20 protein-coding genes are annotated in these 24,999 nt (G+C 70.0%); 11 read left to right on the plus strand and 9 right to left on the minus strand.

The annotated features are described in order from the left end of the window. Positions 1-27 precede the first annotated feature (27 nt). Positions 28-963, minus strand: a complete 936-nt coding sequence (locus OG966_RS20840) for a D-alanyl-D-alanine carboxypeptidase family protein (RefSeq protein ID WP_326651253.1) — start codon at positions 961-963, stop codon at positions 28-30. Between the two features lie 190 nt (positions 964-1,153). Here OG966_RS20840 and OG966_RS20845 point away from each other — a divergent pair, with 190 nt between their 5' ends. Then, on the plus strand, positions 1,154-1,795 hold the full coding sequence (locus OG966_RS20845) for a GntR family transcriptional regulator (RefSeq protein WP_326651254.1): 642 nt from the start codon (positions 1,154-1,156) through the stop codon (positions 1,793-1,795). Then, complete coding sequence (locus tag OG966_RS20850; protein ID WP_326651255.1) at positions 1,792-3,093, plus strand: MFS transporter; 1,302 nt, start codon at positions 1,792-1,794, stop codon at positions 3,091-3,093. Before OG966_RS20845 ends, OG966_RS20850 begins: the two co-directional genes overlap by 4 nt. A gap of 75 nt (positions 3,094-3,168) precedes the next feature. Here OG966_RS20850 and OG966_RS20855 read toward each other — a convergent pair whose 3' ends face one another. Beyond that, the gene (locus OG966_RS20855) at positions 3,169-3,993 is read right to left on the minus strand and encodes a maleylpyruvate isomerase family mycothiol-dependent enzyme (protein ID WP_326651256.1); all 825 of its coding nucleotides are present in this window, start codon (positions 3,991-3,993) and stop codon (positions 3,169-3,171) included. 163 nt (positions 3,994-4,156) lie between these two features. On the opposite strand from OG966_RS20855, the gene OG966_RS20860 reads away from it, so the two are divergent. After that, positions 4,157-4,975 carry a carbon-nitrogen family hydrolase gene (locus OG966_RS20860; RefSeq protein WP_326651257.1) on the plus strand — a complete coding sequence of 273 codons (819 nt, stop codon included), beginning with the start codon at positions 4,157-4,159 and terminating at the stop codon, positions 4,973-4,975. Positions 4,976-5,012: 37 nt separating this feature from the next. Here the strand turns inward: OG966_RS20860 and OG966_RS20865 are convergent, their stop codons facing one another. Beyond that, complete coding sequence (locus tag OG966_RS20865; protein WP_326651258.1) at positions 5,013-5,513, minus strand: LURP-one-related/scramblase family protein; 501 nt, start codon at positions 5,511-5,513, stop codon at positions 5,013-5,015. Between the two features lie 41 nt (positions 5,514-5,554). Between OG966_RS20865 and OG966_RS20870 the strand changes: the two genes are divergently transcribed. Beyond that, complete coding sequence (locus OG966_RS20870) at positions 5,555-7,348, plus strand: NHL domain-containing thioredoxin family protein (protein ID WP_326651259.1); 1,794 nt, start codon at positions 5,555-5,557, stop codon at positions 7,346-7,348. Between the two features lie 41 nt (positions 7,349-7,389). Here OG966_RS20870 and OG966_RS20875 read toward each other — a convergent pair whose 3' ends face one another. The 4 genes from OG966_RS20875 to OG966_RS20890 form a co-directional block, all read right to left on the minus strand. Beyond that, positions 7,390-7,761, minus strand: coding sequence for a hypothetical protein (locus OG966_RS20875; RefSeq protein ID WP_326651260.1), 372 nt, complete (start codon positions 7,759-7,761; stop codon positions 7,390-7,392). A gap of 72 nt (positions 7,762-7,833) precedes the next feature. Next, entirely contained in the window at positions 7,834-9,408 is a 1,575-nt protein-coding gene (locus tag OG966_RS20880) for a hypothetical protein (RefSeq protein ID WP_326651261.1), read from the minus strand. A gap of 120 nt (positions 9,409-9,528) precedes the next feature. Further along, positions 9,529-10,821, minus strand: coding sequence for a M18 family aminopeptidase (locus tag OG966_RS20885; protein WP_326651262.1), 1,293 nt, complete (start codon positions 10,819-10,821; stop codon positions 9,529-9,531). Positions 10,822-10,987: 166 nt separating this feature from the next. Next, on the minus strand, positions 10,988-12,814 hold the full coding sequence (locus OG966_RS20890; protein ID WP_326655299.1) for an acyl-CoA dehydrogenase: 1,827 nt from the start codon (positions 12,812-12,814) through the stop codon (positions 10,988-10,990). A 332-nt stretch (positions 12,815-13,146) separates the two neighbouring features. Between OG966_RS20890 and OG966_RS20895 the strand changes: the two genes are divergently transcribed. The 5 genes from OG966_RS20895 (at position 13,147) to OG966_RS20915 (ending at position 19,013) form a co-directional block, all read left to right on the plus strand. Continuing rightward, positions 13,147-13,596, plus strand: coding sequence for an SseB family protein (locus OG966_RS20895; protein ID WP_326651263.1), 450 nt, complete (start codon positions 13,147-13,149; stop codon positions 13,594-13,596). A gap of 129 nt (positions 13,597-13,725) precedes the next feature. Next, on the plus strand, positions 13,726-14,679 hold the full coding sequence (locus OG966_RS20900; protein ID WP_326651264.1) for a pirin family protein: 954 nt from the start codon (positions 13,726-13,728) through the stop codon (positions 14,677-14,679). A gap of 171 nt (positions 14,680-14,850) precedes the next feature. Next, on the plus strand, positions 14,851-15,924 hold the full coding sequence (locus tag OG966_RS20905; protein ID WP_326651265.1) for an AI-2E family transporter: 1,074 nt from the start codon (positions 14,851-14,853) through the stop codon (positions 15,922-15,924). Positions 15,925-16,058: 134 nt separating this feature from the next. Further along, positions 16,059-17,831 carry an aspartate--tRNA ligase gene (gene aspS / locus OG966_RS20910; RefSeq protein WP_326651266.1) on the plus strand — a complete coding sequence of 591 codons (1,773 nt, stop codon included), beginning with the start codon at positions 16,059-16,061 and terminating at the stop codon, positions 17,829-17,831. 411 nt (positions 17,832-18,242) lie between these two features. Further along, positions 18,243-19,013 (plus strand): L,D-transpeptidase family protein, encoded by a 771-nt coding sequence (locus OG966_RS20915; RefSeq protein ID WP_326651267.1) that lies wholly within the window; start codon positions 18,243-18,245, stop codon positions 19,011-19,013. Positions 19,014-19,186: 173 nt separating this feature from the next. Here the strand turns inward: OG966_RS20915 and metG are convergent, their stop codons facing one another. Continuing rightward, positions 19,187-20,803 (minus strand): methionine--tRNA ligase, encoded by a 1,617-nt coding sequence (gene metG / locus OG966_RS20920; protein WP_326651268.1) that lies wholly within the window; start codon positions 20,801-20,803, stop codon positions 19,187-19,189. Positions 20,804-20,963: 160 nt separating this feature from the next. On the opposite strand from metG, the gene OG966_RS20925 reads away from it, so the two are divergent. Both OG966_RS20925 and OG966_RS20930 read left to right on the plus strand, forming a co-directional pair. Beyond that, a complete protein-coding gene (locus OG966_RS20925) occupies positions 20,964-21,617 on the plus strand; it encodes a response regulator transcription factor (protein WP_326651269.1) in 654 nt (217 codons plus the stop codon). A 152-nt stretch (positions 21,618-21,769) separates the two neighbouring features. Then, entirely contained in the window at positions 21,770-22,927 is a 1,158-nt protein-coding gene (locus OG966_RS20930) for a sensor histidine kinase (protein ID WP_326655300.1), read from the plus strand. On the opposite strand, the gene OG966_RS20935 is transcribed toward OG966_RS20930, so the two are convergent. After that, positions 22,924-24,729 carry a VWA domain-containing protein gene (locus OG966_RS20935; protein ID WP_326651270.1) on the minus strand — a complete coding sequence of 602 codons (1,806 nt, stop codon included), beginning with the start codon at positions 24,727-24,729 and terminating at the stop codon, positions 22,924-22,926. The two genes, OG966_RS20930 and OG966_RS20935, sit on opposite strands and share 4 nt — an antisense overlap. Positions 24,730-24,999: the final 270 nt, after the last annotated feature.

Consider the following 24,999-nt stretch of genomic DNA (forward strand, 5'->3'; position numbering starts at 1 on the left):
CGGCGTCTCGGTCGCTGGGCAGCCGGGTCAGTCGCGCTGGGCGCCCCTCGGCAGGGTCCGCAGCTCCATGGTCTGCGCGGTGCTGGAACCGAAACCGAAGTCCAGCAGCTTGGCCGCGTCGTTGTAACGGTCGGTGCCGTTGAGGACGACTCCGACGTAGGTCTTCGTGCCGCGGGTGGCCGCGAAGACCAGGCAGGGGCCGGCCGTCGTGCCGGTGCCGGTCTTTATGCCGACGGCGCCGCTGTAGGAGCCGAGCAGCTTGTTGGTGTTGTACCAGGTGTACGTGCGGGTGCCGCCGGTGCTCGTGGTGGCGGTCGTCTTGTACTGCGTCGCCTTGACGACATCGCGGAAGGCGGCGCTGCTGAAGGCGTGCCGGGCCATCTTCGCGAGGTCGGCCGGGGTCGTGTAGTTGCTGCCGGCCGAGGAGATGCCGTCGAACGAGTCGTACTTGGTGTTCTTCAGACCGAGCTGGGTGGCCTTCGCGTTCATCTTCCCGATGAACGACTTGGTGCGCGCGGCGGTCGTCGTGCCGGTGCCGAAGGTGTCGGCCAGCGCGTACGCGGCGTCGCAGCCGGAGGGCAGCATCAGCGCGGACAGCAGCTGACGGACGGTCACCTTGTCGCCCGTCTTCAGGTCCGCGGTGCTCGCGCCCTCCCGGACGACGTAGTCGCGGTACGCCTGCTTGATGGTCACCTTGCGGTTGAGATCGACACCGGGGGTGGTGAGGACCACTATCGCCGTCGTGACCTTCGTCGTGCTGGCCATCTGGCGGCGGAGGTCGTTGGCCTTGCCGTAGACCGCCTTGCCCGTCGTCTGGTCGAGCAGGAAGCCGCCCTTGCCGCTGATGGTCGGTATCGGCTGCGCCGCCTGGGCGGGCGCGGCCAGCGGCGAGGCCGTCACCAGCAGGCCACCTGCAAGGACGACCGTGGCGGCTCTGCGCAGGCCGGTGTGGCTGAGTGTCAAGGGAAACGCTCCGAGTTCGCAAATGCGTTGAAAAAGGACCGATAGGACCCGAGGCACAGGAGGGTCCCGTTACGAGACCCATGAGCGCGCCAAAAGGATGTACGTGACGGCGCGCCAGTTGTGCCCGGTCTTCGTCCTGCATCCTGGACGCGGCTTCCTGATGCACCTGTGTTGTATCTAAGCTGTGCGCATGCCCGCCGCCGCTCCCGCCGCAGAACGTGTCTACACCCACATCAAGCAAGCAGTCCTCGACCGCCGTTACGAGGGCGGCACCCTCCTCACCGAGGGCGAGCTGGCCGACGCGGTCGGCGTCTCGCGCACCCCCGTCCGCGAGGCGCTGCTCAAGCTCGAGGTCGAGGGCCTGATCAAGCTCTATCCGAAGAAGGGCGCACTCGTGCTCGCCGTCTCCGCGCAGGAGATCGCGGATGTGGTGGAGACCCGGCTGCTGGTCGAGGAGCACGCGGCCCGCAAGGCCGTACCGGCGTCACCGCGGCTGCTCGCCCGGCTCGAAGAGCTTCTTGAGCAGCAGAAGCGGCAGGGTGAGGCGGGCGACCTGGCGGCCGTCGCCGTCACCGACCGCTGTTTCCACGCCGAGATCGTGCGCAGCGGCGGCAACGAGATCCTCTCCCGCCTCTATGACCAACTCCGCGACCGCCAGCTGCGGATGGGCGTCGCCGTGATGCACTCCCACCCCGACCGGATCACCAAGAACGTCGCCGAACACAGCGAGATCCTCGAGGCACTGCGCGCCGGCGACCCGGACGCGGCAGCCGCGCTCGTGCACCGGCACGTCGGCTGGTTCAGCAATCTGGCACGGGGCGAGGTCCGATGAGCGCCTCCGCCGTCACGCTGCCCGGCGATCCACCCGGCGGCCGGCGGGCCGCCGCGGTGTGGGGCATCGGAGTCGCCGTCTACTTCGTCGCCGTCATCTTCCGTACGTCGCTGGGCGTCGCCGGCCTCGACGCCGCCGACCGCTTCGACGTCAACGCCTCCGCACTCTCCACCTTCTCCATCCTCCAGCTGCTGGTCTACGCCGGGATGCAGATACCCGTCGGCCTGATGGTCGACCGCCTGGGCACCAAGAAGGTCCTCACCCTCGGGGTGGTGCTGTTCACCGTCGGTCAGCTGGGCTTCGCGCTCTCACCCTCGTACGGAACGGCACTCGCCTCGCGCGCACTGCTCGGCTGCGGCGACGCCATGACCTTCATCAGCGTGCTGCGGCTCGGCTCGCGCTGGTTCCCGGCCCGGCGCGGACCGCTGATCGGGCAGGTCGCCGCGCTCTTCGGGATGGCGGGCAATCTCGTCTCGACGGTCCTCATCGCGCGGATGCTGCACGGGCTCGGCTGGACCGCCACGTTCGCGGGCAGCTCGGTGGCCGGACTGGTCGTGCTGGTGCTGCTGTCGCTCTTCCTCAAGGACCACCCGGAGGGCCACGAGCCACCGCCCGCCCAGCACGCGGGATCCGCGTTCGTACGGAAGCAGATCGCCGAGTCCTGGCGTGAGCCCGGCACCCGGCTCGGTATGTGGGTGCACTTCACCACCCAGTTCCCCGCCATGGTGTTCCTGCTGCTGTGGGGGATGCCGTTCCTGGTCGAGGCACAGGGTCTCTCCCGGGAGACCGCCGGCGAGCTGCTGACGCTGGTGGTGCTCTCCAACATGATGGTCGGGCTGGTGTACGGGCAGGTCATCGCGCGGCACCACGCGGCACGGGCCCCGCTGGCCCTCGGCACGGTCGGCGCGACCGCACTGCTGTGGGCGACCACCATCGCGTACCCGGGTGACCATGCCCCGATGTGGCTGCTGATCACCCTGTGCACGGTGCTCGGGGCGTGCGGGCCCGCGTCGATGATCGGGTTCGACTTCGCCCGGCCGGCCAATCCGCCGCAGCGGCAGGGGACGGCGTCGGGAATCGTCAACATGGGTGGTTTTGTGGCCTCGATGACGACCCTGCTGGCGGTCGGAGTGCTGCTGGACGTGACCGGCGACAACTACCGGATCGCGTTCTCGTCGGTGTTCGTGCTGGAGACGCTGGGCATCACGCAGATCCTGCGGCTGCGGGCACGCACGGCACGGCGCGAGCGGGAGCGGCTGGTGGCCAGCCGGGTGGAGGCCGTGCACGTACCGGCGTGAGTGGTCCCCGGCGGACGACGGTGCCCGCAGGCCGCCGACCGCTCGAGGTCGTCCCGGCCGCCTCGCCCGGCGGCCCTACGGCGTGACCGCGAACTCCCGCAGGATCGCCGCCGCCAGTTCCGCGTCACCGTCCACCTTGACCCGGTCCGAGACCGCGGTCGCCCGCACCCGGCCGCAGGCCAGCCGGTAGAAGGTCTCCCAGTCCAGCGCGAGGGTCACCACGGGGCCGAGCGAGGGCGCGCCGTCGACCGTGCCGCGGCCGTCCGCGTCCACCCGCACCGTACGGAGGAACTCGACCGGGCCGTGCACATCGAAGACGACGGCCGAGTTCGCCGGGGCGCCCGCGTCCTTGGCCACCACCTTGGGCAGGGCCTCCAGAAGGCAGTCACGGGCGATGTAGGCGCCGGGGGAGTCGAGGTTGCCCGGGTTGCCCAGCGTCGAGCGCAGATCCTGCTCATGCACCCAGGTGTCGAACGCGCGCATCCGCATGGCCACTTCGAGAGTCTGCTCGGTGCCCAGCGGGGCGCGGACCATGGTGTCGGGGCCGCGGCTTTCATTGCGCAGCTGACGGGCCCGGCGGATGATCGTGTACTCCAGCTCGGAGGTCATCTCCGGCGCCGTGTGGTGCCGGCGCACATCCACCTGCATCTCCATGTAGCGCGCGAACTCGCTCTGCACATGGTAAAGATCACGCGGCAGTGTGTGGATGGGCCGCGGATCACCGAGCATCTCGCACTCCATGCCGATGACATGCGAGACCAGGTCGCGCACGGACCAGCCGGGGCACGGGGTGGGCCGGTTCCACTCGCCCTCCACGAGCGGCTGCACCAGCTCGGCTATCGATTCAATGGAGTGGGTCCAGGCGTCGGCGTAGGTCTGGAGGCTGGGATGGACGGTCACGGGACCCCTCGGCGGTTCTGCGGTACGCGGGCTGGGCTGCTGACTGCTGGGCTGCGTGGGAGGCTCGGCAGTTAAGTTACGCTGCCGGACGGCACCCCGGCAGTGCTTTCGTGTGACGATCGTAGGCCCGTGATGACGGCTCGAATGCCAGGACGGTGGTAGTGTGCGCGCCTCCCTCATCCAGATCGCAGTAGACCCGGACGAATCGGTCAATTCGCGCAGGCGGCGCGTCGCCGCGCTCGTCCGGGAGCAGCGGGGCGCCGACCTGGTGGTGCTTCCCGAGTTGTGGGCCGTCGGAGCATTCGCCTATGAGTCGTTCGCCGACGAAGCCGAATCGCTGGACGGCGCCACGTACGAGGTGATGGCCAAGGCCGCGAGCGACGCCGGAGTGTGGCTGCACGCGGGTTCCATCGTCGAGAAGGCGGCATCCGGCGGTGGCGCCGCCGCGGGCTCCGGCACCCTCTACAACACCTCCCTCGTCCTCTCCCCCACCGGCGAACTGGTCCGCTCCTACCGGAAGATCCACCGCTTCGGCTTCGACAAGGGCGAGGCGGTGATGATGGGCGCGGGCGACGAACTCGTGACCGTCCCGCTGCCCGGGACCGAGTCGTCGCCGGGTCTCACCCTCGGCCTCGCGACCTGCTACGACCTGCGCTTCCCCGAGCTGTTCCGGGGGCTGGTGGACGCGGGTGCGCAGGCGTTTGTCGTCCCGGCGGGCTGGCCGGCCCGGCGCCGGGAGCACTGGACGCTGCTGGCCCGCGCCCGCGCCGTGGAGAACCAGGCGTACGTCCTGGCCTGCGGCACCGCAGGTACCCACGCCGGTGTCGAGCAGGCGGGGCACAGCATCGTGGTCGACCCCTGGGGCGAGATCCTCGCCGAGGCGGGCCCGGACGAGGAGGTCCTGAGCGTCGAGCTGGACCCGGCCAGGGTGGCGACGACACGGGAGCAGTTCCCCGTACTCAAGGACCGCCGGCTCGATTGAGGAGCGGGGTCGAGGGCGGAGCCCGGGTCGGCGAGGTTCAGTCGTCGTCGCCCGCTCGCTCTTTCTCCGCCATGTGGATCACACAGACCGCGACCGCGATCATGAGCGCCGCGTCCGCGTCCTCCCGTACGACATTCACGGCGTACGTCTCCCGTACCCGGAACCACTGCCGGGAGATGTGCGCCAGCAGCTCGCCGTCGTACTCGACCGCGAACTCCCGGTCCAGGATCCGTCCGCTGACATCGAGCTCGGTGCCCTCGACGAGCGTCACGCGGTAGTGATTGCGCAGCAGTGACAGCCGCTTCCTGCGGATGGTGGCGAGCGGCGCGTCGTCGCGCTCGATGGTCATCGTGTCCCGCAGGCTCAGCAGCTTTTTGCGCAGCGTGATCAGGACGAGTCCGGTCGGATCCTTGAGCTCCAGGGTGTCGCGCAGGCTCAGTGCCTTGCCGTCGACGAGGAAGGCCTGGTTGCCGGAGTCGTCCTCGATCCAGTAGTCGTCGCCGATGGCGAAGATCTTGTCGCGCACGAGGTATTTCATGCCTGGAATGACTACCCCGCTCCGTGTTGTTGGATGGGGGTATGGCTACACGTGCACGCGTTCGGGCTCCCGAGCTGACCGGCAAGGGCGGCTGGCTCAATACCGGCGAGAAGCAGTACACCCTTGCTGACCTGCGAGGTCGTATCGTCGTTCTGGATTTCTGGACATTTTGTTGCATCAACTGTCTGCATGTCCTGGACGAGCTGCGTGAGCTCGAGGAGAAGCACCGCGACACCCTGGTGATCATCGGGGTCCATTCGCCCAAGTTCGTGCACGAGGCCGAGCACCAGGCCGTGGTCGACGCCGTCGAGCGCTACCAGGTGCACCACCCGGTGCTGGACGACCCCGAGCTGGCCACCTGGAAGCAGTACGCCGTCCGGGCCTGGCCGACCCTCGTCGTCATCGACCCCGAGGGCTACATCGTCGCTCAGCACGCCGGCGAGGGGCATGCCCACGCCATCGAGAAGCTGGTCGAGGAGCTCGAGGCCGAGCACGCCGCGAAGGGGACACTGCGGCGCGGTGACGGGCCGTATGTCGCGCCCGAGCCGGTCGCCACCGATCTGCGCTTCCCCGGCAAGGCCCTGCTGCTGCCCTCCGGGAACTTCCTTGTCTCCGACTCGACCCGGAATCAGCTGGTCGAGCTGGAGCCGGATGGTGAGAGCGTCGTCCGGCGCATCAGTGGCAGCGGCAGCGGCAGCGGCGGCGGCGAGTTCAACGAGCCGCAGGGCCTCGCGCTGCTGCCCGACGGCCGGGTCGCGGTCGCGGACACCGTGAACCACACCATCCGCGCCTACGATCCGGAAACCGGGGCGGTCGAGACCCTCGCAGGCACCGGCAAGCAGTGGTGGCAAGGCTCGCCGACGAGCGGACCGGCCCTCGATGTGTCGCTCTCCTCGCCGTGGGACGTGGCCTGGTGGGGTGGGAAGCTGTGGATCGCGATGGCGGGCGTCCACCAGTTGTGGACCTACGACCCGGCGGCCGGGACCGTGCAGGTCGGGGCCGGTACCACCAACGAAGGGCTCGTGGACGGGCCGGCGGCCGAGGCGTGGTTCGCGCAGCCGTCCGGGCTCGCGGCGACCGAGGACCGGCTGTGGATCGCCGACTCGGAGACCTCCGCGGTGCGCTGGATCGACCGCGATCTGGTGGTGCACACGGCAGTCGGCACCGGCCTCTTCGACTTCGGGCACCGGGACGGTGCCGCCGGGCAGGCGCTGCTGCAGCATCCGCTGGGTGTCACCGCGCTGCCCGACGGGTCGGTCGCCATCAGCGACACCTACAACCATGCGCTGCGCCGCTTCGACCCCGCGAGCGGCGAAGTGACCACGCTCGCCACCGATCTGCGGGAGCCGAGCGGCGCCGTGCTGGCCGGCGACGACATCGTGGTGGTGGAGTCCGCCAGGCACCGGCTGACCCGGCTGCGGCTGCCGGAGGAGGCGGTGCGCGTCGAGGCCGTCGCCCACCGCACCCGGCGCGCCGCCACCGAAGTCGCCCCGGGCAGGCTCCGGCTGGACGTGGTCTTCCAGGCCCCGGCCGGACAGAAGCTCGACACCCGGTACGGCCCCTCGACCCGGCTGCTCGTCTCCTCGACCCCGCCCGGGCTGCTGAGGGGCGGCGAGGGCACGGGCACCGATCTCTCGCGCGAGCTGGAGATCGACCCGTCGGTGGCCGAGGGCGTACTGCATGTCTCGGCGATGGCGGCATCCTGCGACGACGACCCGGAGAACGAGTACCCGGCCTGCCATATGCACCAGCAGGACTGGGGTGTCCCGGTTCGGGTGAGCGCCGAAGGGACCACGCGGCTGGGGCTCGTACTGGCCGGGATGGACCAGGGATAGCAGTCCGGGGGACGGCGGCCGACGAGCCGGGCCGGTGGGCCCTAGTGGAACATGCCCTGCTTCTCGGGCGGCCGGCCCGCCGCGCCGTCCAGACAGCCGGTCACCCACAGACCGGCGTCGTAGGTGGCCTTGCGCCCGCCCCGGCCGGCCGCCCGCAGCCGTTCGCAGCCGCCGGCCAGGAGGTTCTTCGCCTCCCGGCCGGTCGGGTCGTACTGCCTGATGCGGTTGCCCTGGATGAAGCCCGCTTCGTACGCGATGTCCTGGGCCCAGGGCGGCCGTTCGTTGTGCCGCTGGATCACCAGCCAGCAGCCGGCGAGCAGGACCGCGCCCGCCGAGGCGAGCACGAGGAGCAGGGTGCGGCGCGACGGGCCGTGGGGGCGCACATCGACCGTCGGATGACCGAGCAGAACCATGTGCACCACCGTGCCCGGCCGGGCCTTTCCCGGATGTTTCGCGAATGGGCGCCAACACCGGACCAGGCAGGGTTACTTCACGTCGACGTAGCCCGAGACCTTCGGGTTCATCAGGTGATTCGAGTCCGTGTCGATGTGCAGCGCGAAGACCGTGCCGTCGCCCCGCTCCTTGAAGCTCTTCTTGAACGTGCCGTTGGCCGCGGTCGTCACCTCGCCCAGCAGGTACGACTCCCTCGGCTTGCCCTTGGGCGAGAAGAAGATCGTCACCTTCCTGCCGCCGTACGCCTTCCAGGCCGGCGCGGCGTGCTGCAGCGTGCCGGAGACGGCGATCGTGCCGCGCTTCTTGACCTTCGGCGTGACCTTGTAGTCCTTGATACGGGTCTGGATGAGGCTCGCCTTGAGGACCGGGCTCACCGACCCCCGCACGTTCGCGGAGCCGGAGTAGACCGCGCGGTAGTGGCCGGACGCCGGTGCGGGGATGTCCGCCCGGAAGTACCTGTCCTTGGTGAGCGTCAGCGTCTTGAGCTTCGTCCAGCCGTCCTTGCCGTTCCTGGATACCTGGATGTCGAGCTTGTTGTGCGGTCGCGGAGCGCCCTGGACGTCCAGCAGACCGGAGACGGTCAGCTTCGAGTCGAAGCCGAGCTTGATCTCGAACTGGTCGATGGAGCTGTAGCCGGTGGTGCGGAAGGTGAGCGGGGCGGTCGGCTTGTTGGAGAACCAGTCGCCGTAGCCGACCTTCAGCTGCCTCTTGTCGCCCGCGAAGGGGATCTTTGTCTCGAGGCTGAAACGCCCGTCCTCGGCGGTGACGGCGCTCCCCTCCCACGTCCCCGCCGCGTTCACGACCTCCACGTCCGCGTAATTCGTCGTCTTCCAGACGCCGTTGAGCTCGTACTCGACCTTGCCGGTGACCTTGACCGGCGCGCCGAACGTGCCGCTGAAGTCGGACTTGTCGAGCGTGACGCGGGCGGGCAGGCCCTTGGGCGCGACCTGCAGCAGCTCGCTCGACAGGTTCCCGTAGTACGCACGGACCGGCCTGGGCCCGGAGTCCGCGATGAACCAGTCGGAGAACCTGCCGTCCGCGTCCGTCCTCACCGTCTCGACGTAGGACCCGTTCTGGATGCGCACGCTCGAATCGGCGACGGGCTTGCTCTCGTGCGTGATGGGCTGCCACTCGGCGAGCCGGCCGCTCGCGGTGACCTTCTGGTCGTCGACGGTCGGGTGGGGCCGGTCGACGCCGAATTCCTGGAAGTACTTCCTGGCCGTGTAGTCGTATGTGCCGACGTCCTTGAGGGTCGTCTCGTCACCGTCGGACTCCCTGACGATCAGGTCGACGGCGAATACGCCGGTGATCTCGAGCTTGACGGCCTTCTTGGTGATCCAGTCGCCCGTCCTCCTGTTGCCCGACGCGAGCTCGAAGTCGTGGACCCACTCGACGGCAACGTTCTCGCCCGGCTTGTGGACGACGGCGCTGATGCCGGTCACGTCGCTGTCGGTCTTCAGGTCGTCGACGAAGAGGCGGCCGAACTGCTTGTCGTGGCCGGAGACCTTGAGGGCGGTCGGCCCCGCGGCGGCGACGGCGGTGGCGGGCACCGCGAGTACACCCAGTACCACAGAGGTGGACAGGGCAAAGGAAATGCTGCGCTTCACGTGTGCGTCCCCCCGGACGATTCGAGGGGCGCGTGAGAGAAGAGACAACAAAGTGGTCAATGAGACGCGCCCCGAACCCCCATGCTAAGCGGGCCCGGGGCGTGTCGGACAACGGATTTGTCAGCCCGTCAGGAATGACACAAGCGCGTTGGCCAGCAGATACGGATCCTTCGCGCCGCACAGCTCACGCGCACTGTGCATCGACAGGATCGCGACGCCGATGTCGACGGTCTGGATGCCGTGCCGGGCGGCGGTGATCGGGCCGATGGTCGTGCCGCAGGGCATCGCGTTGTTCGACACGAACGTCTGCCACGGCACGTCGGCCCGCTCGCAGGCCGCGGCGAAGACGGCCCGGCCGCTGCCGTCGGTGGCGTACCGCTGGTTCACGTTGACCTTGAGGATCGGGCCGCCGTTGGCGCGCGGGTGGTGCGTCGGGTCGTGGCGCTCCGCGTAGTTGGGGTGGACGGCGTGGCCGGTGTCGGAGGACAGGCACACCGTGCCCGCGAAGGCGCGCGCCTTGTCCTCGTACGCACCGCCGCGCGCGAACACCGAGCGCTCCAGCACATTGCCGAGCAGCGGGCCGTCGGCGCCGGTGTCGGCCTGTGAGCCGTTCTCCTCGTGGTCGAAGGCGGCGAGTACCGGGATGTACGGCAGGTCCCCGGACTCGGCGACCGCGGCGAGCGCGGCCGTGCCCGCGTGCACCGACAGCAGGTTGTCCATCCGCGGCCCGGCCACCAGCTCCTGGTCACGGCCCAGATAGGCCGGCGGCTCGATGGAGTGCACCATCAGGTCCCAGCCGGCCACCTCGCCCTGCGCGAGCCCCGTCTCCTGCTCCAGGAACCGGATCAGGTCGCCCTCCTCGACGTGGCCGAGGCCCCAGATCGGCTGGAGGTGCTTCTGCCGGTCGAGCTTGAGCCCGTCGGTGTTGACGGAGCGGTCCAGGTGGACGGCGAGCTGCGGTACGCGCAGCAGCGCCCGGTCGATGTTGACCAGGCGGGGGCTTCCGTCGCGCAGGGTGAGCCGGCCCGCGAGACCCAGATCCCGGTCCAGCCAGGTGTTGAGCAGCGTCCCGCCGTACACCTCGACGGCGATCTGGCGCCAGCCGTACGCCCCGGTGTCCGGCTCCGGCTTCACCCGCAGATTCGGGGAGTCGGTGTGGGCGCCGACGATCCGGAACGGGGTGTGGGCCTGAGCGCCCTCGGGCACGTACCAGGCGATGATCGCCCCGCCGCGCAGCACGTACTTGCCGCCGGTGGTGCCGTCCCAGGCATCCGTCTCCAGCACCTGGCGGAAGCCGGCCTTCTCCAGCCGCGCGGCCGCGTTGGCCACCGCGTGGTACGGCGAAGGGCTCGCCGCGAGGAAGGTCATCATGTCGTCGGTGTGGCCGCGGTCGAAGCGGGCGGGTGTGCTCATGGGGTTCACCTTAACGAGGGGGGTGCGCGGGGCGGCGGCCGCCGAATCATGGGTCGGCAGCCGGAGCCGGGCATGGAGACGGCCCGCCCCCGGAGAGGGGGCGGGCCGCTTCAATGCACAGGCTGTGGACGCGCCGCGCGGTCTGGAACAGGGACTGCGCCGCGGATCAGAACGCGGCCTCGTCCAGCTCCATCAGGGAGTTGTCGACGGTCTCGGCGAGCGCCCGCTCGGCCGAGACGCCCGGCAGGACGTTGGCGGCGAAGAACTTCGCGGCCGCGATCTTGCCCTGGTAGAACGGGACATCCTTGGCGGCCGCGGTCTCGAGCTTCTCCGCGGCGACGGCCGCGCCGCGCAGCAGCAGGTAGCCGACGACCACATCGCCGGAGGCCATCAGCAGGCGGGTGGTGTTGAGGCCCACCTTGTAGATGTTCTTGACGTCCTCGCCGGTGGCGATGAGGTCGTTCGTCATCGTGCCGACGATCGCCTCGAGGTCGACGGCGGCCTTGGCGAGCGCGTCGCGGGCCGGGGCCAGCTCCTCGCCGCCGGTGCCGACCGCCAGGAACTTCTTGATCTCCTCGGAGAGGGTGTTCAGTGCCTGGCCCTGGTCGCGGACGATCTTCCGGAAGAAGTAGTCCTGGCCCTGGATGGCCGTGGTGCCCTCGTAGAGGGTGTCGATCTTGGCGTCCCGGATGTACTGCTCGACCGGGTACTCCTGGAGGTAGCCGGAGCCGCCGAAGGTCTGCAGCGACTGGGCCAGCTGCTCGTACGACTTCTCGGAGCCGTAGCCCTTCACGATCGGCAGCAGCAGGTCGTTGAGGGCGACGAGCGACTTGGCGTCCTCGCCCGCGGCTTCCTTGAGGGCGATCTCGTCCTGGACCGACGCGGTGTACAGCACCAGGGCGCGCATGCCCTCGGCGTAGGCCTTCTGCGTCATCAGCGAACGGCGCACGTCGGGGTGGTGAGTGATGGTGACCTTGGGCGCGGTCTTGTCCGCGAAGTTCACCAGGTCCTGGCCCTGGACGCGCTCCTTGGCGTACTCCAGTGCGTTGAGGTAGCCGGTCGACAGGGTCGCGATGGCCTTCGTGCCGACCATCATCCGGGCGAACTCGATGATCATGAACATCTGGCGGATGCCGTCGTGCTTGTCGCCGATCAGCCAGCCCTTGGCCGGGTGCTGGTCGCCGAATGTCATCTCGCAGGTGTTGGAGGCCTTGAGACCCATCTTGTGCTCGACGTTCGTGGCGTAGACGCCGTTGCGCTCGCCCAGCTCGCCGGTCTCCCAGTCGAAGTGGAACTTCGGCACGAGGAAGAGCGACAGGCCCTTGGTGCCGGGGCCGTGGCCCTCGGGGCGGGCCAGCACGTAGTGAAGGATGTTCTCCTCCATGTCGTGCTCACCGGAGGTGATGAAGCGCTTCACGCCCTCGATGTGCCAGGAGCCGTCCGGCTGCTCGACGGCCTTGGTGCGGCCGGCGCCGACGTCCGAGCCGGCGTCCGGCTCGGTGAGCACCATGGTGGAGCCCCAGCGCTTCTCGACGGCTATCTCGGCGACCTTCTTCTGCGCCTCGTTGCCCTCCTCGAAGAGGATGCCGGCGAAGGCCGGGCCCGAGGAGTACATCCAGATGGCCGGGTTCGAGCCGAGCAGCAGCTCCGCGTACGACCAGATCAGGGAGCGCGGGGAGGTGGTGCCGCCGATCTCCTCGGGCAGGCCGAGGCGCCAGTACTCGGAGTCCATGAAGGCCTGGTAGCTCTTCTTGAAGGACGCCGGGACGGGCGCGGTGTTGGTGGCGGGGTCGAAGACCGGCGGGTTGCGGTCGGAGTCCGCGAAGGATTCAGCCAGCTCGTTCTCGGCGAGGCGGGCGATCTCTTCGAGGATCGACTTGGCGGTGTCGACATCCATCTCCGCGAACGGGCCGGTGCCGTACAGCTTGTCGCGCCCGAGGACCTCGAAGAGGTTGAACTCGATGTCGCGGAGATTCGACTTGTAGTGCCCCATGGCGACGGCTCCGTAAAGATCGGGAGGCGGATGGATCATCCACGTACCAGTAAGTAGCTACGATGATGCTACCCGTCGGTAATAAGAAGCAACCCCTATTGGGCTATCTGTGACATGGCTCGCTGCCGGGCCGTGTCCGAGCATGCCGGGCGACGGCGGTCCCTGTCCCCGGTTCGCGGGGGATTGGCGGGCAACAGCGGGTGGTCAAGGGGGCGGTGGCGTTCATGGCCCGAAGCCGACCGGGGCTGTTCTGCGCGTAGCCGGCGTCGGGTTGCCGACCGGGTGACCCGGCCCTGCCCACCGGACCCGGCCGCCTCGGTACTCTTGCGGTCATGTACGGCTACGACCAGAACCCGGGTGCCCAGCAGCAGTATGTGCCCCAGCAGCCCTCCTACGGGGAGCAGCCGCTGTACCCCGAGCCGTCGCCGCCCTCGCTCGCCGACGCGGTGCGGGCCTTCACCACCGCGTCGCTGTCCGCGGAGGACTTCCAGCAGATCTTCGCGACCTCGAAGGTCTACTGCCCGCGTGGTGACAACCCTGGGTTCCTGGCGCTGCACAACACCCAGCAACCTGTCATCCCGATGTTCACTTCGCTCAAGGAGCTGCGCCGATACGCGGGCAAGGAGTCCAAGTACTTCGTGATCACGGGCGCGGAGGTGATCGACCTTCTGCCGACCGGGTACGGCTTCGTTCTCGACATGGAGGGTGATCACCGGATGGTCTTCGACGCGAAGGCCGTGGAGCAGATGGTGGACTTCGCGATGCGGCGGATGTACGGCTGACGGCCGGGGGTGCGGCTGGACGGGTCTGGATCTCTGGGCGCCCGGGAGGAATTCCTCCCGGGCGTCGTGCGTTCCAGGTGACAAGAAGTTCAGTCTTCAACTATACTGGCCGCACAAGGAGGTCCCGTCATGCCCGCAGTGACTGTCGAGAACCCGCTCACCCTGCCGCGCGTCTCCGCGTCGGCCGGGGCCGTGCCGCGCCCCGTGCTCGCCGTGACAACGGCGCCGGGGGGTTTCGAGGGGGAGGGCTTCCCGGTGCGACGCGCCTTTGCCGGGATCAACTACCAGTACCTCGACCCATTCATCATGATGGACCAGATGGGCGAGGTGGAGTACGCGCCGGGCGAGCCGAAGGGCACGCCGTGGCATCCGCACCGCGGCTTCGAGACGGTCACGTACCTGATCGACGGAACCTTCGTCCACCAGGACAGCCACGGCGGCGGCGGAACCATCCAGAACGGCGACACCCAGTGGATGACAGCGGGCTCGGGTCTGCTTCATATCGAGGCGCCGCCGGAGTCGCTGGTCGTGTCGGGCGGGCTGTTCCACGGGCTCCAGCTCTGGGTGAACCTGCCGGCGAGCGACAAGATGATGGACCCCAGGTACCAGGACATCCGCGGCGGCCAGGTCCAGCTTCTGACCTCGCCGGACGGGGGCGCGCTGCTGCGGGTCATCGCGGGTGAGCTCGACGGGCATGAGGGCCCGGGCATCACGCACACGCCGATCACGATGATCCACGCGACGCTGCGGCCGGGTGCGGAGATCACGCTGCCGTGGCGGGAGGAATTCAACGGTCTGGCGTATGTGCTGGCGGGCCGCGGTGCGGTGGGTACGGACCGGCGCCCGGTGCACAAGGGCCAGACGGCGGTGTTCGGGGCGGGCGGGTCTCTCACGGTCCGCGCGGACGAGTCCCAGGACTCGAACAGCCCGGACCTGGAGGTCGTACTGCTGGGCGGGCGCCCGATCCGGGAGCCGATGGCGCACTACGGTCCGTTCGTGATGAACAGCCGCGCGGAGCTGCAGCAGGCCATGGACGACTTCCAGGCGGGCCGCCTGGGCACGGTCCCGGTGGAGCGGGGCTGAGACCTTGCGCATGACGGGGTGATCACCCGGGGGTGTGGCGGTTCTCCGGTGGAACACCAACCGGAGCAACTACCAACCCCCCGGCCTCCGTGACGGGGTGACGACCGGGTGACTGACCCGGGTGGGGTCCCCCGGCGGGCCCGTCGTCGTGGCCCGTGGTCACGTGGGAGCGTGCAGACTCCGAAGCCGCTTCTGCCCGACGTCGCCCGGCGGGTCGCCGCATGGTGCGCTGTCGTGCTGCTCGTCAGCGGCGTGGTCGCCGTCGGGATCTGGCTTTGTGCCACCTTCAAGGCCGCCGTCACGCCCGTGCTCCTCGCGCTGCTCGGGACGGCCCTTCTCGGGCCCCTGCACGAGCGGCTCGTCAGGATGCGGATGAATCGCTCGCTCGCCGCCGCGCTGACCTGTGCCGCCGTCGTCGCCGTCGTCGGCGGGGCCATGTACATCATCGTCAACGCACTGGTCGGGACCGGCGACCAGATCATCTCCGCGCTGCGGCGTGCCGCCAAGGATCTCACCAAGTACTTCGGGGCCGCCGGGACCTCGCTCGACGACATCGCCGCCAACTCGAAGGAGCTGCTGGGGAAGTTCGGCGGGACCGCCGCGTCCGAGGTGATCAGTGGGCTGAGTGTGGTGGGTGAACTGATCGCCACCGCCGTGCTGGCGCTGCTGTTCAGCTTCTTCTTTCTGCGGGACTCGTACAGGGCCGCGGGCGTCCTGCGGTCCCTGGTGCCCGGTACGAGCGGGGAGGTCCTTGAGGCCATGGGGCGGCGGGCCTTCGAGGCCGTCGAGGGGTTCATGCGCGGGACGACGTTCATCGCGCTCATCGACGCGATCTGCATCACCGTCGGGCTGCTGATCCTGCGCGTCCCCGGCGCTGTCGGGCTCGGCGCGCTCGTTTTCGTCGGGGCGTACATCCCCTACCTCGGCGCCTTCATCTCCGGCGCCGTCGCCATCCTCGTGGCACTCGCCGACCGTGGGTTCGTGATCGCGCTCTGGGCGCTGGGGGTGGTCCTGGCGGTGCAGCTGCTGGAGGGGCATGTGCTCCAGCCGGTGATCCAGAGCCGTATGGTGCGGATGCACCCGGCCGTCGTGATGCTGGCGATCACCGCGGGGGCGTCCGTCGCCGGCATTCTCGGGATGCTGCTCTCCGTACCGGTCACCGCCGCCGCGTTCGGCGTGATCGGCGAGCTGCGGAGGCGTTACGCGGCCGGGTCGGGGACCGGTCCCGGCGCCGCCGACTCGTAGGGCCCCGGGTATTCCGATCTTCATGGCGGCCTGCCGGGCCATGGCATGCGTATGTCAATGAGGCGAACGGGGCCCGGGCGGTAACCTTGACGCGGCCCACTCCTCTCGAATCGCTAAGACTGGATGAAACGACGATGCATCGGTACAGGTCCCACACCTGCGGCGAGCTCCGCGCCTCTGACGTCTCCGCCGACGTCCGGCTGAGCGGCTGGCTGCACAATCGCCGAGACCTGGGCGGCATCCTCTTCATCGATCTGCGCGATCACTACGGCATCACGCAGCTTGTCGCCCGCCCCGGCACCCCCGCCTACGAGGCTCTCGACAAGATCAACAAGGAGTCGGTCGTCCGCGTCGACGGCAAGGTCGTCTCGCGCGGGGCCGAGAACATCAACCCCGAGCTGCCCACCGGCGAGATCGAGGTCGAGGTCTCCTCGGTCGAACTGCTCGGCGCGGCTCAGCAGCTGCCGTTCCAGATCAACACCGACGACGGGGTCGGCGAGGAGCGGCGCCTGGAGTACCGCTTCCTCGACCTGCGCCGCGAGCGGATGCACCGCAACATCATGCTGCGCACGGCCGTCATCTCCGCGATCCGGCACAAGATGACCGCCCTCGGCTTCAACGAGATGGCGACCCCGATCCTGACCGCGACCTCCCCCGAGGGCGCGCGCGACTTCGTGGTGCCGTCCCGGCTGAACCCGGGCAAGTTCTACGCGCTGCCGCAGGCCCCGCAGCAGTTCAAGCAGCTGCTCATGATCTCCGGCTTCGACCGCTACTTCCAGATCGCGCCCTGCTTCCGCGACGAGGACGCCCGGGCCGACCGCTCGCCGGGCGAGTTCTACCAGCTCGACGTCGAGATGAGCTTCGTCGAGCAGGAGGACGTCTTCCAGCCGATCGAGAAGCTGATGACCGAGCTCTTCGAGGAGTTCGGCAACGGCCGCCACGTCACCTCGCCGTTCCCGCGGATCCCGTTCCGCGAGGCGATGGTGAAGTACGGCAACGACAAGCCGGACCTGCGCGCCCAGCTGGAGCTCGTCGACATCTCGGACGTCTTCGAGGGCTCGGAGTTCAAGGCCTTCGCGGGCAAGCATGTGCGTGCCCTGCCGGTGCCGGACACGGCCGGCCAGTCGCGGAAGTTCTTCGACGGCCTCGGCGACTTCGCCGTCCAGCACGGCGCGAAGGGCCTGGCCTGGGTGCGCGTCGGCGAGGACGGCTCGCTGACCGGCCCGATCGCCAAGTTCCTCACCGAGGAGAACATCAAGGTCCTCACCGAGCGTCTCTCGCTGGCGCCGGGCCACGCGATCTTCTTCGGCGCGGGTGAGTTCGACGAGGTCTCCAAGATCATGGGCGCGGTCCGCGTCGAGGCCGCCAAGCGCGCCGGCCACTTCGAGGAGGGCGTGTTCCGGTTCTGCTGGATCGTCGACTTCCCGATGTACGAGAAGGACGAGGAGACCGGCAGGATCGACTTCTCGCACAACCCGTTCTCGATGCCGCAGGGCGGCCTCGAGGCCCTGGAGACCCAGGACCCGCTGGACGTTCTGGGCTGGCAGTACGACATCGTCTGCAACGGCGTCGAGCTGTCCTCGGGCGCGATCCGTAACCACGAGCCCGAGATCATGTTCAAGGCCTTCGAGATCGCCGGCTACTCCAAAGAGACCGTCGAGCACGAGTTCTCCGGCATGCTCCGCGCCTTCCAGTTCGGCGCCCCGCCGCACGGCGGCATCGCGCCGGGCGTCGACCGCATCGTGATGCTGCTGGCGGACGAGCCGAACATCCGCGAGACGATCGCCTTCCCGCTCAACGGCAACGCGCAGGACCTGATGATGGGCGCGCCGACCGAGCTGGACGAGTCGCGTCTGCGGGAGCTGAACATCGCGCTGCGCAAGCCGGTCGCCAAGTCCGGCGAGTAGTCGACGGAGCACGTCGCACGCTGAGAAGGCCCCGGAACCGAAAGGTTCCGGGGCCTTCTTGCGTGCCGCGGGCACCCCGTGCGGCACTCACCGCGTTCCGGCGCTGTGGGAGGCCGAACGGGGCAGCGACGGCGGCACGGTGGGCCCGGGCGGCAGCGACGGCGGCTTCCAGGCATGCGTGGCTGCCCGCGGGCAACCGCTGCTGCGGACGGCCCGGCCGCCGACCGGCGACGCGCAGCTCGCCGAGGACCTCTCTTCTTCAGCCTTTGTGTCTCCGGCGACGCCTCCCACGCTCCGGCCGAAACACAGCAGATGATCCTATATGTCCGGTTTCAATGTTGTCGGAGCGGAGGCCGATCCCACCCCGACTCCGAAGCAGCACATCAGGCTCTCGAACTGAAAGGCCCGCACATGCCCCTCCGCACAGGACCGTTTCCGGCGGTCGCACTTACCGTCGCCGGTCTGCTGCTCACCGGCTGCGCGGGCGATCCCGGTGACACAGCGCCCGCGGCCGCGAACAGATCCACGCGCGAAGCGGCGAAGTCGGGCCCCAACGCGCGCTCCGGCGCCGAGGGGCAGCTGGTCCGGGCGCAGGTCATCCCCGCCCTCGGACCGGGGACCAGCGCCAAGATCACCGCAGCGAACAAGCAGGCGGTCGTGGTGGTCGGTGACGACCCCGATTCCAACAAGTCCGTCGCCACGCTCTACGAGCGCGATCCCGTGCTGGGCTGGAAGCCGGTTTCGGAGCCATGGCCGGCGCACAACGCGCTTCTCGGCTGGACCGAAGACCACCACACGGCCGACCATCGCTCGCCGATCGGGGTCTTCGGCCTCACGGACGCGGGCGGCATGCTGCCCAACCCGGGCACAAAGCTCCCGTACGACGAGGGACCCGCCTTCGACGCACCCGGCACCGGTTTCGAGGGGGAGCCGCTCGAGGGGTCCTTCGACTATGTCGTTGCCATCAACTACAACCGCGAGCCGGGGAACTCCCCGCTGGACTGGACCCGGCCGCTGGGCATGGAGAAGGGCGGCGGTATCTGGATCCACGTCGATCACGGCGGGCCCACACAGGGCTGTGTCGCGCTGCCGAGGGCCCGGATGAAGGAGCTGCTGAGGTGGCTGGATCCGGCGAAGCAGCCGGTGGTGGTGATGGGTGACCTGACAGGGCTGGGCCGCTGAGCCAAGGTACGTCCACCGGGGGTTCCGCCGCCGGCCGGGTCGTCGGCCGGGTCGTCGGGCGGTTCGAAGCGCGGCCTCCCGGCGGCCGTGGGACACGGGAAAGGCGGGCGGCCGAGGCCGGAAACGGGAAAGGGCGGGCCCGGGGAGGATCCCCCGGGCCCGCCCCTCACGCACTACGCCTTCTTCGGCTCCTCCAGACGCGGGAACAGCACCGCGCCCTTCGTCACCGTCACGCCCGCCGGGAGCCTGCCCCACTCACCCGCGTGCTGGACCCGCTGGTCCGCGAGGGCGCCCAGCACGGCCTCGGCGCCGAGCGAGTCCCACAGGCTCTGCGAGGTCTCCGGCATGACCGGGTTGAGCAGCACCGCGACCGCGCGCAGCGATTCGGCGGCCGTGTAGAGGATCGTCGCGAGGCGGGCCCGGCCCTCCTCGGACTCGTCCTTGGCGACCTTCCACGGCTCCTGCTCCGTGATGTAGCCGTTGACCTGCTTCACGAAGTCGAAGACGGCCAGGATGCCGCCCTGGAAGTCCAGCTCCTCGCCGATCTTCCGGTCGGCCTCGGCGACAGCCTTGGCCAGGCCCTCCTGGACAGGCTTCTCCGCATCGCCGGCCGCGGTGGCCTCGGGCAGTACGCCGCCGAAGTACTTGCCGACCATGGCCGCGACGCGCGAGGCGAGGTTGCCGTAGTCGTTGGCCAGCTCCGAGGTGTACCGGGCGGTGAAGTCCTCCCAGGAGAACGAGCCGTCCTGGCCGAACGCGATCGCGCGCAGGAAGTACCAGCGGTACGCGTCCACGCCGAAGTGCGCGGTCAGGTCCTGCGGCTTGATGCCCGTGAGGTTCGACTTCGACATCTTCTCGCCGCCGACCATCAGCCAGCCGTTCGCGGCGATGCGGCCCGGCACCGGCAGGCCGTTCGCCATCAGCATCGCGGGCCAGATGATCGCGTGGAAACGGAGGATGTCCTTGCCGACCAGATGGACATCGGCCGGGAAGGTCTCCTCGAACTTCGCAGGGTTCTCGTTGTAGCCGACGGCCGTGGCGTAGTTGAGAAGAGCGTCGATCCACACGTAGATGACGTGCTTCTCGTCCCACGGCACCGGGACGCCCCAGTCGAACGTCGAGCGCGAGATGGAGAGGTCCTGCAGGCCCTGCTTGATGAAGTTCACGACCTCGTTGCGCGCGGACTCGGGCTGGATGAAGCCCGGGTTGGCCTCGTAGAGCTCCAGCAGCCTCGGTCCGTACTCGCTGAGCTTGAAGAAGTAGTTCTCCTCCTTGAGGATCTCCACCGGCTTCTTGTGGATCGGGCAGAGCTTCTGCCCGGCGAAGTCGCCCTCGCCGTCGATCAGGTCGCCGGGGAGCTTGTACTCCTCGCAACCCACGCAGTACGGGCCTTCGTACCCGCCCTTGTAGATCTCGTCCTTGTCGTACAGGTCCTGCACGAACTCCTGCACACGGTCGGTGTGCCGCTTCTCCGTCGTGCGGATGAAGTCGTCGTTCGCGATGTTCAGGTGCTCCCAGAGGGGCTTCCAGGCCTCCTCCACGAGCTTGTCGCACCACTCCTGGGGCGTGACGTTGTTCGCCTCGGCAGTGCGCATGATCTTCTGACCGTGCTCGTCCGTGCCGGTGAGGTACCACACCTTCTCGCCACGCTGACGGTGCCAGCGTGTGAGCACGTCGCCTGCGACGGTCGTGTAGGCGTGGCCCAGGTGAGGAGCGTCGTTGACGTAGTAAATGGGGGTCGAGACGTAGAACGCCTTCGCCCCCTGCTTCTCGGATCCAGTGGCCGCCATGGGCAAAATCCTAACGGCCCGCGGATGGTCCACTCACCTCGATAAGCGGGCGGGCCGACGGGCGGAGACGTCCGCGAAACATCTTGTCCCGTAAAAAGACGCATCCTGGAGGAGAAGCGGCGCGGCGGGGTGCAAGGGGAAGAGCGGGGGGGACGGCACTATGCGGGTACTGGTCGCCGAGGACGAGGAAGTCCTGGCCGAGCTGGTCGCCACCGGGCTGCGACGGGCCGGATTCGCCGTCGACACCGTGTTCAGCGGCGACGCCGCCCTCGCTTGTCTCGGACTGCACGACTACGACGTCGTGGTCCTCGACCGCGATCTGCCGCGGGTGCACGGGGACGAGGTGGCGCGCGAACTCGTCGCCACCGCCTCGCGCACCCGGATCCTGATGCTGACCGCGTCCGCGTCCACGGAGGACCGGGTGGAGGGCCTGGACCTGGGCGCGGACGACTACCTGGGCAAGCCCTTCGAGTTCCCCGAGCTGGTCTCGCGGGTGCGCGCGCTGCGGCGGCGCAGCGCCCGGCCGGTGCCGCCGCTGCTGGAGCGGCACGGGGTGCGGGTGGACACCGTGCGCAGGACGGCCGAGCGGGACGGGCGGGATCTCGACCTGTCGCCGAAGGAGTTCTCCGTACTGCAGATCCTGCTGGAGGCGGACGGGGCGACGGTCTCGGCGGAGGAGCTGCTGGAGCGCGCCTGGGACGCGCACGCGGATCCGTTCACGGGTGCGGTCCGGGTCTGTATGAGCAAGCTGCGGGCCAAGCTGGGGGAGCCGGCCCTGATCCGTACGGTGCAGGGAGTGGGGTACGGGCTGTGAACGGCGCACGCGAGGCGGCCGGGCCGCCGCGGACGAGGACGCTTGCCGCTGTTCCGCCCAGCGGTTCGCCGGGCGGTTTGCCGGGCGGGCGGAGAAGGGGGCACCGGCGCCGCCCGGACGTCAGCTCCACGGGGGAGCGGAACAGCGCGGCGATCGGTCCCGGCTCGGCGATCGGTCCCGGCTCGACGATCCGTACACGGATCGCCCTCGTCTACGGCGCTGTCTTCCTGGTCCTCGGCGGCCTGCTGCTGGGGATCGTGAATCTGCTCTCCCGTGCCGGTACGGAGGACGAGGTCGCGGCGATCAGGCAGCGCGCCGCCCCCGCGCTTCCGGTGACGGACGTGCGCGGGGTAACGGTCCATCAGCTGACCGACAGTGTCCGGGACGCGGCGGGGCAGCAGATGCTTGTCTGGTCGGTGTTCGCGCTGCTGGGGACGGCGCTGTGCGCGGTCGTGGTGGGGTGGTGGACGGCGGGGCGGGTGCTGCGGCCCGTGCACGCGATGACGGCGAAGGCGCGGTGGCTGTCGGAGCGGACGCTGCCGATCCTCCCCCCGGACGGAGTCTGGGGGAGGATCGGGGCGAGCGGTCCCGACGACGAGCTGAAGGAGCTCGGCGACACGCTGGACGCGCTGCTGGCACGGCTGGAGAAGGCGTTCGACAGCCGGCGGAGGTTCATCGCGAACGCCTCGCACGAGCTGCGGACGCCGCTGGCGACGCAGCGCACCGCGATCCAGGTGGGGCTCGACGAGTCCGCCTCGGCGGAGGAGCTGGCCCGTACCAAAGCGGTGTTGCTCGACAACAACCGGCGCAGCGAGCGGCTCATCGAGGGGCTGCTCGTACTGGCGCGGAGCGAGCGGGGGCTGGCGGAGCGGGAGGACGTCGACCTGGGGGAGGTCGTGGCCGAGGAGGCGGCGCGGCACGAGGTGAAGGCGGCGGTGTCCTCGGGCGGGGCTGGCGGGGCGCGCGGGGCTGGCGGGGTCGTACGGGGGAACCGGATGCTGCTGGCGCAGCTGGCGGGCAACCTGCTGGCCAATGCCGTCGCGTACAACGTGCCCGGCGGGACGGTCGACGTGTCCGTCGAGGCCGGGGTGCTGAGGGTGCGGAACACCGGTCCCGTCATCGCGGAGGCGGACGTCCCGGCGCTCTTCGAGCCCTTCCGGCGGGGCGAGGGCCGCGACCGGATGGGGCCGGGGGCGGGGCTGGGCCTGTCGATCGTACGGTCGATAGCGCAGGCCCACGGCGGCACGGTGACGGCCTGGCCGGGCCCAGAGGGCGGCCTGGCCGTCACCGTGACGCTGCCGACGACCTAGTTGCGCCAGGTGGCGAGGAGCCCCTGGTAGAGGTCGGCGTCCGGGAGCTCGCGCGGCGCGGGCCCGGCGTGGAAGAACGAGGCGTTCTCCAACTGGAGCTTGCGGAGGTAGTCGAAGGCCTTCGCGTCGTGCTCGCCGAACGCGACGAACTGCCAGAAGACCGGCCTGTCGGCGGCCTCGGCGAGGGCGGCGCTGGCGGCGGTCCTGGACTCGGGCGCGCCGTCGGTCTGGAAGATCACGAACGCGGGTGCGTCGGTGTCCGCCTTGGCGTGCAGGGCGAGGACCTCTGCCACGGCGAGGTGGTAGTTCGTACGCCCCAACCGGCCGAGAGAGTTGTGGAGCTCGTCGACCCTTCCTTCGTACGTGTCGAGCGTGAGCTCACCGGTGCCGTCGATCTCGGTCGAGAAGAAGACGACGCTGACGGCTGCGGCGCCGTCGAGGTGCGCGGCGAGTGCGAGAGCCTGCTCCCCGAGCCGCTGTGCGCTGCCGTCCTTGTAGTACGGACGCATGGACCCGGACCGGTCCAGCACCAGATACACCCGCGCCCGGGCCCCGGCGAGCCCCTGCTTCTCGAGCTCGGCACCGGCGGCCGTGTACGCCTCGACGAGCTGGGGGGCGCGGGCCTCGACCTGGGCGAGGGAGTGGGCGGAGGCGGGTGCCTTCGTGGGGGTGGCGTCGGCCGCGGCGGCCACCGGCTCGGGCACGGTGCCGGTCTGCGGTGCGGCGTCCTGCGCCTTCGGCTCGGGCTCGGGCTCGGGGTCGGCCTGGGCGGCCGCTGCCACCCCGGGCTCGGCCGGAGCGTCTGCGTCTGCGACGGTCCCGGGTACGGGCTCGGTCGCCGTTACCGGCTCGGTGGGGCCCTCGTCCGCGGCGTCGGCGGGCTCGGCCACCGGCTCCGGCGCGGCCGGGGCCTCGTCGTCTGCCGGGGACGTCACGGGCTCGGCCGCCTCGGGCTCGGTCTTGGTCTCGGCGTCGGTCGCGGCCACGGGCTCGGCCGCCTCGGGCTCGGTCACGGCTTCCGGCTGGGCGGAAGCCGAGGTGTCGTCCGCCGGGGCGACGGTCTCCGCGGTTGCGGGCTCGTCGTCGGCCTGCGGCTCGGTCACGGGCTCGGCGGTCGTGGCCGGCTCGCCGTCGGACCCCGCCGCGGCGGTCTCCGGCTCCGACTCGGCCGGAGCGGTCTCCGTCTCAGCGGCTGCGGTCTCGGCCGGAGCGGTCTCCGTCTCAGCGGCCACGGGCTCGGCCGCCTCGGGCTCGGTCTTGGTCTCGGCGTCGGTCGCGGCCACGGGCTCGGCCGCCTCGGGCTCGGTCACGGCTTCCGGCTGGGCGGAAGCCGAGGTGTCGTCCGCCGGGGCGACGGTCTCCGCGGTTGCGGGCTCGTCGTCGGCCTGCGGCTCGGTCACGGGCTCGGCGGTCGTGGCCGGCTCGCCGTCGGACCCCGCCGCGGCGGTCTCCGGCTCCGACTCGGCCGGAGCGGTCTCCGTCTCAGCGGCCACGGGCTCGGCCGCGGCAGGCTCGGCAGCCGCCGGCTCCGGCTCGACGGGGGTGACCGGCTCGGCAGCCGCCGGTACCGGCGCCGGATCCGGCGAGGACTGGGCCGGGACCGACTTACGGCCCCGGCGGGGCTGCTTGTCGAAGGCCGCCGAGACCAGGTCCGCCGCGCGCTCCGCCGGCGACGGGGCCGGCACCGTCGCGGTGGCCGGTTCTGTGCGCTCGGTCTGGGGCGGGACGGAGGCTGTCGTCGACCCGTTACTCTCCGAACGGTCGCTTCCAAACACCTTGCGCAGCAAGCTCCGAATGCCCATGGGCGAGGCCTTTCGCATGAGTTGAGTGCGGTGATTGTCCGCGCTTGGGCCGGGGGTCTATGGGGTGTCCTGGCCAGGGCGGACACGTAAGGTTAGCCGCCGCCCGCGGCGATCTCCGGCAGGGGCGGCCCAGCGTCACGAGTCCCACCGCCAACGCCGCCCGACCGGCCCCGGCCGCCCGCCCACCGCGCCCCGGCCGCCCGCCCACCGCGCCCCGGCCGCGCGCCCAACCGCGCCTCGGCCGCGCCGGATTCATCCCTCGTTCACTTC

The sequence above is a fragment of the Streptomyces sp. NBC_01750 genome, assembly GCF_035918095.1.
Classification (GTDB): Bacteria; Actinomycetota; Actinomycetes; order Streptomycetales; family Streptomycetaceae; genus Streptomyces.

Excerpts from the sequence above, each read along its gene's own strand:
- OG966_RS20845 (WP_326651254.1), top strand. The coding sequence starts at position 1,154 with ATGCCCGCCGCCGCTCCCGCCGCAGAACGTGTCTACACCCACATCAAG.
- OG966_RS20850 (WP_326651255.1), top strand. The coding sequence starts at position 1,792 with ATGAGCGCCTCCGCCGTCACGCTGCCCGGCGATCCACCCGGCGGCCGG.
- OG966_RS20865 (WP_326651258.1), bottom strand. The coding sequence starts at position 5,513 with ATGAAATACCTCGTGCGCGACAAGATCTTCGCCATCGGCGACGACTAC.
- OG966_RS20870 (WP_326651259.1), top strand. The coding sequence starts at position 5,555 with ATGGCTACACGTGCACGCGTTCGGGCTCCCGAGCTGACCGGCAAGGGC.
- OG966_RS20875 (WP_326651260.1), bottom strand. The coding sequence starts at position 7,761 with ATGGTTCTGCTCGGTCATCCGACGGTCGATGTGCGCCCCCACGGCCCG.
- OG966_RS20885 (WP_326651262.1), bottom strand. The coding sequence starts at position 10,821 with ATGAGCACACCCGCCCGCTTCGACCGCGGCCACACCGACGACATGATG.
- OG966_RS20890 (WP_326655299.1), bottom strand. The coding sequence starts at position 12,814 with ATGGGGCACTACAAGTCGAATCTCCGCGACATCGAGTTCAACCTCTTC.
- OG966_RS20895 (WP_326651263.1), top strand. The coding sequence starts at position 13,147 with ATGTACGGCTACGACCAGAACCCGGGTGCCCAGCAGCAGTATGTGCCC.
- OG966_RS20900 (WP_326651264.1), top strand. The coding sequence starts at position 13,726 with ATGCCCGCAGTGACTGTCGAGAACCCGCTCACCCTGCCGCGCGTCTCC.
- aspS (WP_326651266.1), top strand. The coding sequence starts at position 16,059 with ATGCATCGGTACAGGTCCCACACCTGCGGCGAGCTCCGCGCCTCTGAC.
- OG966_RS20915 (WP_326651267.1), top strand. The coding sequence starts at position 18,243 with ATGCCCCTCCGCACAGGACCGTTTCCGGCGGTCGCACTTACCGTCGCC.
- metG (WP_326651268.1), bottom strand. The coding sequence starts at position 20,803 with ATGGCGGCCACTGGATCCGAGAAGCAGGGGGCGAAGGCGTTCTACGTC.
- OG966_RS20925 (WP_326651269.1), top strand. The coding sequence starts at position 20,964 with ATGCGGGTACTGGTCGCCGAGGACGAGGAAGTCCTGGCCGAGCTGGTC.
- OG966_RS20935 (WP_326651270.1), bottom strand. The coding sequence starts at position 24,729 with ATGGGCATTCGGAGCTTGCTGCGCAAGGTGTTTGGAAGCGACCGTTCG.